This window comes from Ramlibacter lithotrophicus, assembly GCF_012184415.1.
Classification (GTDB): domain Bacteria; phylum Pseudomonadota; class Gammaproteobacteria; order Burkholderiales; family Burkholderiaceae_C; genus Ramlibacter; species Ramlibacter lithotrophicus.
Genome location: NZ_VTOX01000003.1, coordinates 438,021 through 452,549 on the forward strand (window position 1 = coordinate 438,021; position 14,529 = coordinate 452,549).

Consider the following 14,529-nt stretch of genomic DNA (forward strand, 5'->3'; position numbering starts at 1 on the left):
GAACCGGCAACCACAGGAGACAAGGATGAGACGATCGATGCTCAAGGCGGCGCTGGCCGCGCTGGCCCTCGCCACCTTCGGCGGCGTCGCCGCGCAGGACGTCAGGGAGCGAACGCTCAAGCTGGGACTGCAGAACCCGAAGGGCCACCCGGTCGTGTCGGGCGCCGAGCGCTTCGCCGAACTCGTCGCCGCCAAGTCGGGTGGACGCATCAAGGTGAACCTGTACCCCGGCGGCAGCCTCGGCAGCGACGCGGCCACCGTCACCGCGGTCCAGGGCGGCACCGTGGAGATGACGATCCTCAACTCGGGCATCCTGGCCACGCAGGCCAGGGAGTTCGCGATCTACGACTTCCCGTTCCTGTTCGCCAACCCGCGCGAAGCAGATGCGGTCGTCGACGGCACGTTCGGCAAGGCGATGCACGCCAAGCTGGCCGACAAGGGCATCATCGGCCTGGCCTACTGGGAATTGGGATTCCGCGACCTGACCAACGGCCGGCGGCCGATCCAGAAGGTGGAGGACATCGCCGGCCTGAAGCTGCGCGTCATCCCCAACCCGATCAACATCGACTGGGTCAAGGCGCTCGACGCCAACCCCACGCCGCTGGCCTTTCCCGAGCTGTACGCCGCGCTCGACCAGCGAGCCGTGGACGGCCAGGAGAATCCGGTCAGCGTGATCCTCGCGAACCGGTTCGCGGAGGTGCAGAAGTACCTCACCCTCACCCATCACCAGTACAACCCGCAGTCGGTGATCGTCAGCCGGAAGGTGTGGGACGGATTGAACCCGGCCGAGCGGCAGATCCTGCAGGACGCGGCGACCGAAGCCGGCCGCTACCAGCGCCAGCTGTCGCGCGAGCAGGCGGCGTCGGCGATCGACCAGTTGAAGAAGGCCGGCATGCAGGTGACCGAGCTGCCGGCGGCGGAACAGGCGAAGCTGCGCGAGAAGATGAAGCCGGTGATCGACAAGCACACGGCGACCGTGGGCGAGGCCACCGTGCGCGAGCTGATGGCCGAACTGGCGAAGCTGCGCAAGTGACCCCCGCGCGCGGCAAGGTGCTGCTGGGCCTGATCGGCGCCGGCATCCAGCGCTCGCTGACGCCGGCCCTGCACGAGGCGGAAGGCGGCCAGCACGGGCTGCGCGTGCACTACCAGCTGATCGACCTGGACGCCAGCGGCGCCACCGCATCCGACCTGCCGCTGTTGATCGCCGCCGCGCGGATCATGGGCTTCGCCGGCCTGAACATCACCTATCCCTGCAAGCAGGCGGTGCTGCCGCTGCTCGACGAGTTGGCCCCGGACGCCCAGGCGATGGGCGCCGTCAACACCGTCGTCAACCGCAACGGCCGGCTGGTCGGCCACAACACCGACGGCTGGGGCTGGCGCTGGGGCTTTCGCCGCGCGCTGCCGGATGCCGACCTGTCGCGGGTGGTGCTGCTGGGGGCGGGGGGCGCCGGATCGGCGGTCGCCCACTCGGTGCTGGAGCTGGGCGCGCAGCGCCTCGCGATCGTCGACGTCGACCCGGCGCGCTCGGCCCAGCTGGCCGAGTCGCTCGCGCGGCGTCATGGAGCGGACCGCGTGCGAGCCGTGACCGACGCGGCCGAGGCGCTCGCCGACGCCACGGGCCTGATCCACGCGACGCCGACCGGCATGGACAAGATGCCGGGATCGCCGCTGGCGGCCGACTTGCTGCGACCCGAGCTCTGGGTCTCGGAGATCGTCTATTTCCCGATCGAGACGGCGCTGCTGAAGGCGGCGCGCGCCCGTGGCTGCGCCACGGTGGACGGCGGCACCATGGCCGTCGGCCAGGCGATCGGCGCGTTCCAGCTGTTCACCGGCATCGCGCCCGATGCGCAGCGGATGGACGCGCACTTGCGCGCCATGCTCGCCGCCGGTCCGGCCTGAAGCGGGCGCGCCGCCTACTGGTCGAGCGAATAGCCGGATGCCTTGACCGGCGCTTCCCAGCGTTTGAGGTGGGTCGCCTGGGTGGTCGCCAGCGCCTGCGGACCAGCGAAAGCGGGGGTCAGCGCCAGCGCCTTGATCCTGGCCTGGACCTCGGGACTCGCCAGCGCCTTGCCGACCGCGTCGCTGAGCTTCTGGGTGCGGGCAGCCGGCATGTTGGCCGGCCCGTACAGGCCGAAGAACGCGTCGGCGACGAAGTCGACACCCGACTCGCGCACCGTCGGCACGTCCGGCAGGGCCGCCGAACGGTTTTCGCCGGTGACGGCCAGGATGCGCACCTTGCCGGCCTTGTGGTGTTCCAGCGTCTCGGACGGCGTGTCGACCATCAGCGGGATCTGGCCGCCGATCAGGTCCTGCGCCGCGGGCGCGCCGCCCTTGTACGGTACGTGCGTCATCGGGACGCTCGAGACCTGGCCCAGCAGCAGCCCGGCGAAATGCGGCACCGTGCCGGCACCGGACGTCGCGTAATTGGCCTTGCCCGGGTTGGCCTTCATCCACGCCAGCACGCCCTTCAGGTCGCCCGCCGGCGCGGCGGGCCCCGCCGTCACGGCGAAGTCGAAGGTCGTGACCCGCGCCACCGGCGTGAAATCCTTCATCGGGTCGTAGCCCAGGTTCTTCGTGGCCCAGGGCAGGATCACCAGGGCCCCGCTCGGCGCCAGCACCAGCGTGTTGCCGTCGGGCGCCGCGCGCTTGACTTCGCCCAGCGCCACGCGGCCGGCCGCCCCCGGCTTGTTGTCGACGATCACGTTCTGGTCGAGCGTGGATCGCATGTGGTCCGCGATCAGGCGCGCGACGACGTCGACCGAGCCCCCGGGCGGGAACCCGACCAGGATCTTCAGGGTGGACTTGTCCTGCGCCAGCGCAGTGCCGGAAGCAGCGAGCAGCACCGAGGCGGCGAGCAGGTTGAGCGATCTTCTCTTCATGTGATTTCCCCAGGGAGCAGAGTCCGCCGGAGTGTGGACGACGGCGAGGCGCCCTGCATCCGTGACTACCCTGGAGCCAGCATGGATTACAGTGCGGCGCTGCACTCGCACCGCGAACCACCAGGAGTCCCAGCCATGCCCGTGATCGACGTCCACACCCACATGTTCACCACGAAGTGGCTCGAACTGCTGCAGCGGGAAGGCGGGATCTACAACATCCAGACCCGACCGGACGGCCAGCGCGAGATCTTCCGCGGCAACACGCCGGTGGTGCTGCCGCAGAAAGGCCACTTCAACTGGGAGCTGCGCATCGCGCACATGGACCAGGCCGGGATCGACATTTCGGTCGTGTCGCTCACCTGCCCCAACGTGTACTGGGGCGGCGAGGAAGTCAGCGTGCAGGCGGCGCGCGAGGCCAACGACAACGTCGCCGACGCCCAGTCGCGCTATCCCGACCGGATCCGCTGGTTCGCCTCGCTGCCCTGGGAGTACCCGCAACGCGCCGTCGAAGAGCTGGAGCGCAGTTGCGCCAAGGGCGCGGTGGGCGTGATGGTGCTCGCCAACGTGGCTGGCAAGAGCCTCACGGACCCGATGTTCGCGCCGGTCTGGAAAGCGATCGACGACCGCAAGCTGCCGGTGCTGGTGCACCCCACGGATCCGCCCGGCGTCGACCTGATGGACATGACCAAGTTCGACCTCAGCTGGTCGGTCGGCTTCATGTTCGACACCACGCTGGCCATCACCCGGATGATCTTCGAGGGGTTCTTCGACCAGTACCCCAACCTGAAGGTGATCGCCTCGCACGGCGGCGGCACCCTGCCCTACCTGGTGGGCCGGTTCGAGAAGGGCGACGAGGTCGAGCTGGCGCAACGCCGCCAGATGAAGCGCAAGCCCACCGACTACCTGCGCCACATCTACTACGACAGCATCACCTACGACCTCGGGGCGCTGCAGTACCTGATCTCGGTCGTGGGCGCCGACCACGTGATGCTGGGCACGGACTGGCCGCACTGGGTCCACGACACCAAGGGTGCCTTCGCCAACACCGCCAGGCTGCCGCGCGAGCAGATGACGGCCGTGCGCGGCGACAACGCGATGCGGGTCTTCGGCTTCTGACATTCGGCACGACACGGTCACCACGACGCGGCCTGCGCGACCGTGCCGTCGCCACCCGCCGCTGGATCAAAGCCGGTAACATCGCCGCGGTGAAGTCCAGCCCGAAGAAGTCCATGCATGCCGCGCTGGGAGCACTGCTCGCGCTCGCCACCATCCACGCCGCCGATGCGACACAGCTGGCCGCGCTCGGCAACCTCGCCGACCTGTCGCTGGAGCAGCTCACCACGATCGAGGTGACCTCGGTGTCGGGGCGGCCGCAGACGCTGCGCAGCGCCGCCGCCTCCGTCTACGTCATCACCGCCGACGAGATGCGGCGCTCGGCCGCGACCAGCCTGCCCGAGGCGCTGCGGCTGGCGCCCAACCTGCAGGTGGCGCGGCTGAACGCCGGGCAGTACGCGATCAGCGCACGCGGCTTCAACAATGCCATCGCCAACAAGCTGCTGGTGCTGGTCGACGGCCGCACGATCTATTCCACGCTGTTCGCCGGCGTGTTCTGGGACTTCCACGACGTGCCGCTCGACGACATCGAGCGTATCGAGGTGATCAGCGGCCCCGGCGGCACGATCTGGGGCGCCAACGCCGTGAACGGCATCATCAACGTCGTCACCCGCCCGGCGGCGGCGACGCAGGGTCCGCGCGTGGCCGCGACACGCTCGCACGCCGGCGGCGAACAGGTGGCCCGCTGGGGCGGGCGCCTGGGCACCAGCCATGTCCGCCTCTACGGGATGGCGATCGACCGGAACAACACGTCCCTCGCCAGCGGCGTCGAGCGACCCGATGCGAGCAGCAAGAAGCAGGCGGGCTTTCGCGCCGACTTCGACGGCGGCGGCCACCAGCTCACCGTGCAGGGCGACGTGTTCAGTGCCGGCGACCTGCCGGCCACCAACCTCGCGCCGAAGATGCACGGCGGCAACCTGCTCGCGCGCTGGGACCGCCGGCTGGCCGACGGATCGGCGTTCCGGTTGCAGGCCGCCTGGGACCTGTATGCCCGCGACGAGACCACCACCTTCCGCAACGAGGCACGCACGTTCGACCTGGGGTTCACCCACGAGCCGGCCGTGGCCGCCGGTCACCACCTGCTGTGGGGCGCCGGCTACCGCTCGGGCCGCGACGCCAACGATCCCAGCCCCGTCGTGGCTTTCGTCCCGGCGGAACGAACCCTGGCCTGGTGGAACATCTTCGTGCAGGACGAGATCGCGCTGGCCGACGGCGTGCAATTGACACTGGGCGCGAAGGCCGAGCGCAACAGCTACACCGGCGTGGAGCTGCTGCCGACGGCCCGCCTGGCCTACACCCACGCCGGGGGCGCCACGACCTGGGCAGCGCTGTCGCGTGCCGTGCGCGCGCCGTCCCGGATCGACCGCGAGTTCTTCTTCCCCGGCCGCGCGCCGTTCGCGATCGCGGGCGGGCCGCAGTTCGACTCGGAAACCGCCACCGTGGCCGAAGCCGGCCACCGCGGCGCCATCGGCGAGAACCTGAGCTACGACCTCGCCGTGTTCCGCCAGCAGTACAAGGGACTGCGCGGCGGCAGCGACGCCGTTCCGACGACGATCCAGAACCGGATCGAGGGCCATGCCGACGGCGTGGAAGCGTGGGGAACCTGGCAGGCGAGCCCGGGCTGGCGCCTGTCGGCCGGTTATCTGCGATTGGACAAGAAGCTGGCATACGCCTCCAGCCCGCCGGCAACCGCCACCACCGGCATCGCGAACCTGGGCAACGACCCGCGCTCGCAGTGGAAAGTGCGCTCGCAGCTCGATCTCGGCAGCAACGTGGCCCTGGACCTCACCGCCCGCCGGGTCGGGGCCCTGCCGGCGCCGGCCGTTCCCGCCTACACCGAGCTCGATGCGCGCCTCGCCTGGACCGTCCGGCGCGACCTGGAGGTGTCGCTCCTCGGACAGAACCTGCTGCATTCCAGCCACGTCGAATTCAACGCACCGGCCGCCGCCAGCCAGATCCGGCGCCGGCTGTTCCTGAGGCTGGTTTGGCAGCCCTGAAGCCACCAGCGCTTCGGCCCGCCCTCGCCTGGCGGCTGGCCCTCGCGTTCGTCTTCGCCTGGCTGCTGCTCGCCCCGGCGCATGCGCAGGCCGCGCTCTCCGCACCGCGCGAGAGCGCCGTGAAGGCGGCCTTCCTCATGAAGTTCGGGACCTTCGTCGACTGGCCGCCCGAAGCCTTCCGCCGCCCCGACGAGCCGCTGGTGATCGGGATCCTGGGTGACGATGCGGTCCATGCCGACCTCGAGCAGCTCGCCCACGGCCGCACTGTCAACGGCCGCGCCATCGTGGCGCGCCGCTTGCGCGAGCCGCCGGCCCAGGGCGAGCGGCTGCACATCCTGTTCCTCGCCACGAACAACGAGAGCCGGCTGCGCGAACTGCTGGTGCGCACCACGGGGCCGGTGCTCGTGGTCACGCAGGCCGAAGCCGGCCTGGCGCTGGGCGCCGCGCTGAACTTCGTGCTGGAGCGCGGCCGGGTCCGGTTCGACGCGTCGCCACGCGCCGCCGAGGGGCGCGCGCTCAAGCTCAGTTCGCGGCTGCTTGCCGTCGCCCGGTCGGTCGAAGAGCGCGCGCCATGAGGCTCGAGGACGCCACTTCGATCCGCCAGAAGCTGCGGCTGGTCCTGCTGCGCGGCAGCCTGGTCAGCCTGCTGCTGGCGGGCTTCGGGCTGATGGCGCTGGACATGGTGCGGCACGTCCGCTCGACGCAGCACGACCTGCAGGCGCAGGCGGACGTGCTGGCGCTGGCCTCGCAGGCGTCCCTGAGCTTCCAGGATCCGAAGGCGGCGACCGAGGACCTCAGTTCGCTGCGGGCCAAGCCGACGGTCGCGGCGGCGGCGCTGCACGACGTGCAAGGGCAGGTCTTCGCCTCCTACGCGGGGCCCGCCGAAACGACCGAGATCCCGGTGCGGGTGCCCCAGCGCGGCTCCCGCCTCGGATGGCGCTTCGTCGAGGTGGTGCGGCCGGTCCTGGCCAGCCAGGAGCCGGTCGGCTCGATCTATATCCGGGGCGAGCACCAGTTGCTGTCCCGGCTGCTGGAATACCTGGGGGCGCTGGCCGTGATCCTGGCGGCCAGCCTGGGCGCCGGCGTGGCGCTCACCAACCGGCTGCAGCGCTCGATCACCGAGCCGATCACCGCGATCAGCGAGGTGGCCAGGAAGGTGCTGCGCGGCGAGACACACCAGGTGCGCGCCGAGAGGACGAGCAACGACGAGGTCGGCGAACTGGTCGAGGCCTTCAACGCCATGCTGGACGAACTGGGTCAGCGCGCACGGCGGCTGGAGGAATCGAACCGGGCCAAGGACCGCTTCCTGGCAACGCTGGCGCACGAACTGCGCAACCCGCTCGCGCCGATCCGCACCGGGCTGGAGATCCTCAAGAAGGACGGCGGCCGCACCTCAGCCTCTGAGCGCGCCCGCTCGACCATGGAGCGGCAGCTCGTGCACATGGTCCACCTGATCGACGACCTGCTGGACATCGCGCGGGTGAACACCGGCAAGTTCAAGCTGGACCGGCGCCAGGTCGGGCTGCGTTCGCTGATCGACGCGGCGGTGGAAACCGGACGGCCCATGCTGGAGGAAAAACGGCAGACGCTCGCGCTCGAATTTCCCGAAGCGGACCTCCTGGTCAAGGTGGACCCGGTGCGCGTCACCCAGGCCGTCAGCAACCTGCTCAGCAACGCCGCCAAGTACACGCCGGCCGGGGGCCATGTGGCGCTGAGGGTGCGCGACGACCAGGGCGTGCAGATCTCGGTCCAGGATGACGGCATCGGGATCGCGCCCGACTCGCTGGAGCGGGTGTTCGAGTTGTTCGCCCAGGTCGGCTCCGGCACCGACGGCGGTCATGGCCTGGGCATCGGGCTGTTCCTGGTGCGCAGCGTGGTGGAGATGCACGGCGGCCGCGTGACCGCCGCCAGCGCCGGCCCGGGCAAGGGATCGTGCTTCACCCTCTCGCTGCCGCCGGAAGTGCTCGAGGGCCGGGTGCCGGCCACGCCGGCCAACGCGCCGGCGCCGGGACCGGGGCCCGAGCGGGCCCGGCGCTTCCTCGTCGTGGACGACAACGCGGATGCCGCCGGCACCCTGGCCATGCTGCTGGAAATGCTGGGACACACCGTGAGCGTCGCCCACAGCGGCGAGGAAGCGCTGGCCGCGGTCGGCGGCTTCGCGCCCGATGTCGTGGTGCTCGATATCGGCATGCCGGGGATGGATGGCTACGAGGTGGCGCGGCGCCTGAAGCAGCGCACCGACCTGGCGCCTCCGCCGCTGCTGGTGGCGGCGACCGGCTGGGGCACCGAAGCCGATCGCTCGCGCGCCCTGGCGGCCGGCTTCGACCGGCACCTCACCAAGCCGATCGAGATGCAGGCGCTCGAGGCGATCGTCCAGGACGGACGCTAGGACCCGGGCCCTACGCGACGAGCGTGCTGTCGGCCAGCACCGGCTCCAGCACCACCGGCAGGATCGCGCGCACCCGCGTGCCACGGCCCGGCGCCGTGGCGATGTCAAGGTGCCCACCCACCAGCCCGGCCCGCTCGCCCATCGAGATCAGCCCGAAGTGCTTCTTGCGCTCCGCGGGCGAGCTGTAGCGGGCGAGGTCGAAACCGGCGCCGTTGTCCTGCACCGTCAGTTCGAGCTCGCCGCCGACCATCCGCAACTCGACGCTGACTTCGGTCGCACCGGCGTGACGGGCCGCGTTGGTGAGCGCCTCCTGGCCGATGCGGAAGCAGGCGGTCTGGATCTCCGCCGGCACTTCGGAGAAGTCGTCGTCCGCCTCCAGCGCCGTCTCCCAGCCGGCGGGCCGGCCCTGCTGCTCCAGCGCCCACTCCAGCGCGGCGGCCAGGCCCAGATCGTCCAGCATGGTCGGACGCAGGTTCAGCGCCATGCCGCGGATCTGCGCGATCGCGGCGTCGACGATGGCGACGCATTCCGGAATGCGCGCGCCGGCGCCCTCGGCGCCGCGCAGCACGTCCATCAGGTGCATGCGGATCACCGTCAGCGACTGCCCGGTGTCGTCGTGCAGCTCGCGCGCGATGTGCCGCCGCTCCTGCTCCTGCGCCGTGATCAGCTGCGCGGACAGGTCGCGCAGTCGCAGCTTGGCGTCGAGCAGGTCGGCCGTGCGCTCGCGCACCTGCGCCTCCAGGGAGCGATTGAGCCGCTGCAGTTCCTCGTCGACGCGCAGGCGCTCCTGCATCTCGTCGCGCAGCGCGTTCTCCGCCTTGCGCCGCTCGGTCAGGTCGCGCGCGATCATGCAGAAGCCGCTCAGGTCGCCCTGCGCGTCGCGCAGCGGCGTCATCACCACGCTGGCCCAGAACGCGCTGCCATCGCTGTGCACCAGCCAGCCGTCCTCGGCGAAGCGCCCCTGCGAGGCGGCGTGCTGCAGCGTGTGGGTCGGCTTGTCGGCCTCCGCGTCCTGCGGGCTGTAGAACCGGCCGAAATCGTGGCCGACGATGTCGTGCTCGTCGTAGCCCGTGATGCGCTGCGCGCCGGCGTTCCAGGTGCGCACGCAACCCTGCAGGTCCAGCATGATGATCGCGTATTCGGCGACGCTGCTCGTCATCAGGTGGAAGCGCTGCTCGCTCTCCAGCAGTTGCCGTTGCGCCGCGCTGCGGCGCCGCACCTGCAGGTACAGCACGGCCAGCGCGCAGAACAGCACCAGCACGACCACGGTCATGCCGGCCCAGAACCACTGCACCAGCCGCTCGTGGTCGGCGAGGCGCTCGCCGAGCAGGCGTTCCTCCTCGACCTCCAGGTTGCGCAGGTGCTCGCGCAGCACCGCCATCTCGCCGCCGGGGCGGCCGGTGTCGACGATCGACTTGGCGGCGTCGAAGCCACCCGCCCGGCGCGCCTGGACCAGGTCGGCGGCGGAGGCGAGGCGGGCCGCCAGGTCGCGCTCGAGCTCGGCGAAATGCCGCGCCTGCTCCGCACTCTCCGTCATCAGCGTGCCCAGCCGGGCCATGTGCTGCTGCAGCGCGGCGCGGGCCTGGTGGTACGGCGCCAGTTCCTGCTCGTCGCCGGAAATCGTGAAGCCGCGGTGGCCGTTCTGCAGGTCGACCAGCGCCGCGCGGGTGCGGGCGATCGTGGTCAGCACCTCCTGGGTGTGCGTCACCCACGCAGCGGCCCGGTTCTGCTGCAGCGAGAGCCAGTACGCGGCGCACGCAAGCACCACCGCGACGCAGGCGGCGGCGATGAAGCCGGACAACGTGAGGTCGCCGCGGCCGGATGGAACAGTCTCGGCGTGCACAGGAGTGGGAGGTACTACGGGGTTCGGCGATTCTAGGAAGTGCCCGGCCGCCCGGGGCGCGGCGATCGGCCCGCGCTTGACGTGCATCAATCGGCGGCGCGCGATTTCCGCTATGCCCATGCTGCCCGCGTGGCCATGGCCGCCCTCGCCGGCGGCTGGCCGTTGCGGCGCCAGCACGGGCGAAGGTCAATTCTCACGCACGCAGCCCGACCTGCGAGCCGCTTGAGAAATCTCTGGTGGCCCGCCGCCCGCTCCCCTTATCTTGTCTTCGTTGCGAAGCGCCGCCGCCGGCGCCGCGTGGCAGCCGTCGCAGTCCACCCTTCACCGTTGTCTTCAGCATGACCCCTCCCCTTTCTCCCGCCCGCGCACCGGCCCCGGCCACGCCCGTGGTGATGTTCCTCACCGGGCCGGCCGGCTGCGGCAAGACGACGCTGGCCGAAGCCTGGGTGCGCCACCAGATCCGCCACGGCCAGCCATGGACGCTCCTGGACAAGGACCTCGTCGGCGGCCTGCACGGCCAGCGGCTGCTGGAACTGCTCGGCGCCGATCCCAAGGACCGCGACAGCCCGCTGTTCAAGAAGGAGGTGCGCCACCTCGATTACGCCGCGACCCTGCAGGTGGCGGCAGCACAGCTGGCGCTCGGCGGCTCGGTCATCCTGCCGGGGCCGTGGACGCAGGAACTGGTCGAAGGCCTGCTGGCCGATCCGGTGCGGATCGGACTGCCGCCGGTACCGTCGGTCGTGGCCTGGCTCTCGATCTCGGACGCCACCCGCCGCCAGCGCATCGTCGAACGCGGCCATCCGCTGGACGCCTGGAAGCTGGCGCACTGGGAGTTCTACTCCAAGGGATCGCGCAACGGGGAGCCGCCACCGTGCCGCGGCCCGGCGCCGGACGTGATCGCGGCGGAACTGCCGCTGGCCGCGCAGATGGAGGCATTGGCCCGGCTGGTGGAAGCCAGGCGCCACGGCGACGTGCCGCAGGCGCCAGCACCGAAACACGGCGGCCAGCTGGCCCGGACCGGCGGCTGGGGCCTGCCGTCGCCGCAGCCGTCGGACCGCCAGCGCCTGTAACCCGGCGCGTCCGCCGGATGCACGCCGGTGCGCCGGCGTGTCCGGGATTACTCCGCGGTGATCTTGCGCTGGCGCACGATGTCGCCCCACTGCGCCGACTCCTTGCGCATGAACGCCAGCAGTTCCGGCCGCGTCGTCGGGTGCGGCGTGAGGCCATGCCTGGCCAGCGCCTCGCGCACCGAAGCGTCGTTGAGCACCTTGACGATCTCCTGGTTCCAGCGATCCAGGAGCGGCACGGGGGTCTTTGCGCTGGCGACGAAGCAGTACCAGTTCAGCGCCTCGAAACCCGGAAAGCCCGACTCGGCCACCGTCGGCAGGTTGGGCATGTAGGCCGGCCGGGTGAGCCCGGTCGTCGCGATCGGCGTCAGCCTGCCGGCCTCGATGTGCGGCAGCGCGGTGGGTGGCGCCGCGAAGTAGCCGGTGATGCGCCCAGCCAGCAGGTCCTGCATCGCCGGCGCGCCGCCGCGGTACGGCACGTGCACCAGCTCCACGTTGGCGCGCTGGGCGAACAGTTCGCCGGTGAGGTGCGACGCGGAGCCCGAGCCCGTCGACGCGAAGGTGATCGACCTCGGCTCCTTTTTCGCCTGCGCGATGTAGTCGGCCAGGTTCTTGATGCTGGAACTGGCATTGACCACCAGCACGTTGGGGAAGTGCACCGCCCCCGAGACCGGCGCCAGGTCCCTGAACGGGTCGTACGGCAGCTTCATCATGTGCGGTGCGATGGTCAGCGGACCGATCGAGCCGAACAGCAGCAGCGATCCGTCGGACGGGCCATTGGCGGTGAGCTGGTGGGCGATGTTGCCGCCGGCGCCGGCCTTGTTCTCCACCAGCACCGTCTGGCCGATGTTCTCGGTCAGCTTCTTGGCGATCAGGCGGGCGGCCGCATCGGCAGCGCCGCCGGGCGCGAAGCCCACCATCAGCGTGACGGGCTTTTTCGGCGGGAAGTCCTGGGTCCAGCCGGCCCCGGCGAGCAGCAGCGCGCCGGCTCCGAGTACGGCAACGCGCAGCAGGTGGCGCTTGTTCATCGTGTCAGTCTCCATTGAAAGAATGCGGCGGCGCCGCCCGGGCGCCCCGTGGGATCGGGGAAGGCGTGAGGGTACACCAGCGCCTGCGCGACGGCGTCGCCGCCGCCTCACCAGGCGGCGGACTGCCAGGCGCCGTGGCGATACCAGTGCACCTGGTCACGCCACAACAGCGAGCGATCGTCCAGGATCGCGCGCTCGCCGGTCACGCCCGACGCCAGCGCCGGCCGGGTGACCAGCCGCTGCCCGGCCACGTCGATCTCGAACCGCTGCAACTCGGTCCGGGTGAACTGGTACCACGTGTTCGCCGCGGCCGGCGCACCCGGCGACGGGGTCTCGTGCAGGCTCACCGGGAGGCTGGCGCGCACCGTGCCGCCCACCGTCTGCAGGGCGATCCCGTGGTGGTCGTGCAGCACCGTGGCGTCGGTCCCGCGCCGGCCGATCACCGTGCGGTCCGCCTCGCGCGGCCGCGCCGGGTCGCTCACGTCGATCAGCGAGACCTTCACGCCCTGGTACCAGGCAAACCGGCCGTCGCCGGCGCCCCCGTCCACCACCGCATCCTTGCCGACCCCGAGCAGGAGCGTCTCGCTCACCGGGAACAGGTAATCGGAATAGCCTTCCACGTGCAGCTCGCCGGCCATCTTCGGGTCGGCCGGATCGGACAGGTCCAGGACGTACAGCGGGTCGGTGAGGCGGTACGTGACGAGGTAGCCGCGAGCACCGATGAAGCGCGACGCATACAGCTGCTCACCCGGCTTGCCGAGCGGCTGCGGCCGTGCCGCGTTGGGCAGTTCGCCGACCACTGCCAGCGCGCCGCCGCGCTCCTGCAGCACCGTGAGGCGCGCCGGCGAGTCGATCGCCGCGGCCGGCGCGGCCGCCATGGCCATCGGAATGCCTATCCATTGCTCCTGAGTCTGCGTCACCACGCGCAGCGAGCCGTCGTGCTCGCCCAGGCGGAACGACTTGCGGTTCTGGTCGAAGCCGAGGTGGCCGCTCACGTTGCCCGAGCCGCGGTAGGCGATGTCGAGGCCGTCGAGCGCGAACTTGTGGATGTCGGTGCTGGTTTGCGGCGCGTACACGGGCAGCCCGCCGCTGGCGGCATAGGCGGTCCGGGTGGTGGCGAGATACAGGTTGCGCTCGGACATGTAGAACGCCTCGGTGCCGCCGACGAAGCAGCGCGCCGCGTGCCGGTCGCCGGCCAGGTCGATGCCGACGATGGTGACGATGTCCGGCGTGCGCTGGGCGTTGTCCTCCTGCACCAGGCACGAGGACGGCGACACCAGGGGCTGCGGCGCCGCGCCGTTCACCGAGATGGTCGGCAGCACCTGCGCCGGCTGCAGCGACTCCAGCAGGGTCCGGTTCGCCTCGGTCCGCGCCGGGCTCCACCAGGGATCGAATCCCGGCACCTGCGCCGGGTTGCGCAGCACCAGGTACAAGGTGGCGCCGATGCGGCGCGAGCCGATCAGGTGCGCTGCGATGCGCAAGGTGCGGCGCGGCTGCAGCGGCGCGGCCGCCCCGGCTGTGGCCAGCACCACCTCCGTGGCGCCCTCGCCCCACGACCACGGCGAGAACCACAGGTCGTACACGCCCCAGCCGGCCGGCCTGCGGCCCAGCGCAGCCACCTGCTGGCGCTCCTCGTCGAGATACAGCCCGGCGCCGCTGACGTCGGGCGAGAACGGAAGCTGCAGGCTGTCGACCGGCGCCAGCGCCGGCGCGCTCTCGTCCAGGCGCTGGCGGCGCAGCATGGTGCGCTGGCTCGAGTTCGTGCCCGGCGCGGCCGGATCGAGGCTGAAGACGTGGACGCCGTCGCTCTTGATCAGGTCGGCCTCGTCGACGCCGCTTTCCTGCAGCGTCGTGCCGGAGAACGCAGGTGCCGCCGGGACCGCGGCGGCGTCCATGGCCGTGACGCCCACGACGGTGCCCCAGCCGAACCCGCGGGGGCTCGTCGGGCCGAGGGCTTCGCGCAACCAGGCCGCCAGCCGCGCTTCGTCCGCGGCAACCAGCCGCCAGGGCGCGGGCGCGCCCGGCGGCGGGGCGGCGCCACCGCCGCCGCCGCATCCTGCCACCAGCACGCCAGCCATCAGGAAACCGGCAAGCTGCACCGCCTGCCGCAGTCGCAAGGCCATCGAAACCTCCACCTGGGCCGGCACCGGCCGGCGCGGCGGGACGAGCGCCGCCCCGCGGCGAAAGTGTGCGACCGGCACGCCGCCCCGGGT

Annotated in this window: 11 protein-coding genes; 7 read left to right on the forward strand and 4 right to left on the reverse strand. The window is 71.3% G+C overall.

Annotation, left to right across the window (positions count from 1 at the left end; genetic code table 11):
• Positions 1–25 precede the first annotated feature (25 nt).
• Positions 26–1,033 (forward strand): TRAP transporter substrate-binding protein, encoded by a 1,008-nt coding sequence (locus RAMLITH_RS11955; RefSeq protein ID WP_168107623.1) that lies wholly within the window; start codon positions 26–28, stop codon positions 1,031–1,033.
• Entirely contained in the window at positions 1,030–1,899 is an 870-nt protein-coding gene (locus RAMLITH_RS11960) for a shikimate dehydrogenase (RefSeq protein ID WP_168107624.1), read from the forward strand. The genes RAMLITH_RS11955 and RAMLITH_RS11960 overlap by 4 nt, the downstream gene beginning before the upstream one ends.
• 14 nt (positions 1,900–1,913) lie before the next feature.
• Here RAMLITH_RS11960 and RAMLITH_RS11965 read toward each other — a convergent pair whose 3' ends face one another.
• Positions 1,914–2,879 (reverse strand): Bug family tripartite tricarboxylate transporter substrate binding protein, encoded by a 966-nt coding sequence (locus tag RAMLITH_RS11965; protein ID WP_168107625.1) that lies wholly within the window; start codon positions 2,877–2,879, stop codon positions 1,914–1,916.
• 135 nt (positions 2,880–3,014) lie between these two features.
• Here RAMLITH_RS11965 and RAMLITH_RS11970 point away from each other — a divergent pair, with 135 nt between their 5' ends.
• The 4 genes from RAMLITH_RS11970 (at position 3,015) to RAMLITH_RS11985 (ending at position 8,378) form a co-directional block, all read left to right on the forward strand.
• Entirely contained in the window at positions 3,015–3,995 is a 981-nt protein-coding gene (locus RAMLITH_RS11970; protein ID WP_168107626.1) for an amidohydrolase family protein, read from the forward strand.
• Between the two features lie 89 nt (positions 3,996–4,084).
• A complete protein-coding gene (locus RAMLITH_RS11975) occupies positions 4,085–5,989 on the forward strand; it encodes a TOL_0244 family TonB-dependent receptor (protein WP_168107627.1) in 1,905 nt (634 codons plus the stop codon).
• Entirely contained in the window at positions 5,977–6,564 is a 588-nt protein-coding gene (locus RAMLITH_RS11980) for a TOL_0243 family YfiR-like periplasmic protein (protein WP_168107628.1), read from the forward strand. The genes RAMLITH_RS11975 and RAMLITH_RS11980 overlap by 13 nt, the downstream gene beginning before the upstream one ends.
• A complete protein-coding gene (locus tag RAMLITH_RS11985) occupies positions 6,561–8,378 on the forward strand; it encodes a sensor histidine kinase, YfiR-like protein-associated (RefSeq protein ID WP_168107629.1) in 1,818 nt (605 codons plus the stop codon). The genes RAMLITH_RS11980 and RAMLITH_RS11985 overlap by 4 nt, the downstream gene beginning before the upstream one ends.
• Positions 8,379–8,388: 10 nt before the next feature.
• Here RAMLITH_RS11985 and RAMLITH_RS11990 read toward each other — a convergent pair whose 3' ends face one another.
• Entirely contained in the window at positions 8,389–10,221 is a 1,833-nt protein-coding gene (locus RAMLITH_RS11990) for a CHASE3 domain-containing protein (protein WP_168107630.1), read from the reverse strand.
• Positions 10,222–10,559: 338 nt separating this feature from the next.
• Here RAMLITH_RS11990 and RAMLITH_RS11995 point away from each other — a divergent pair, with 338 nt between their 5' ends.
• Positions 10,560–11,291 carry a P-loop nucleotide/nucleoside kinase family protein gene (locus RAMLITH_RS11995; protein ID WP_168107631.1) on the forward strand — a complete coding sequence of 244 codons (732 nt, stop codon included), beginning with the start codon at positions 10,560–10,562 and terminating at the stop codon, positions 11,289–11,291.
• A 47-nt stretch (positions 11,292–11,338) separates the two neighbouring features.
• On the opposite strand, the gene RAMLITH_RS12000 is transcribed toward RAMLITH_RS11995, so the two are convergent.
• Together RAMLITH_RS12000 and RAMLITH_RS12005 are read right to left on the reverse strand one after the other, a co-directional pair.
• The gene (locus tag RAMLITH_RS12000; protein WP_168107632.1) at positions 11,339–12,316 is read right to left on the reverse strand and encodes a Bug family tripartite tricarboxylate transporter substrate binding protein; all 978 of its coding nucleotides are present in this window, start codon (positions 12,314–12,316) and stop codon (positions 11,339–11,341) included.
• A gap of 107 nt (positions 12,317–12,423) precedes the next feature.
• Positions 12,424–14,439, reverse strand: a complete 2,016-nt coding sequence (locus RAMLITH_RS12005) for a beta-propeller domain-containing protein (RefSeq protein ID WP_168107633.1) — start codon at positions 14,437–14,439, stop codon at positions 12,424–12,426.
• Positions 14,440–14,529: the final 90 nt, after the last annotated feature.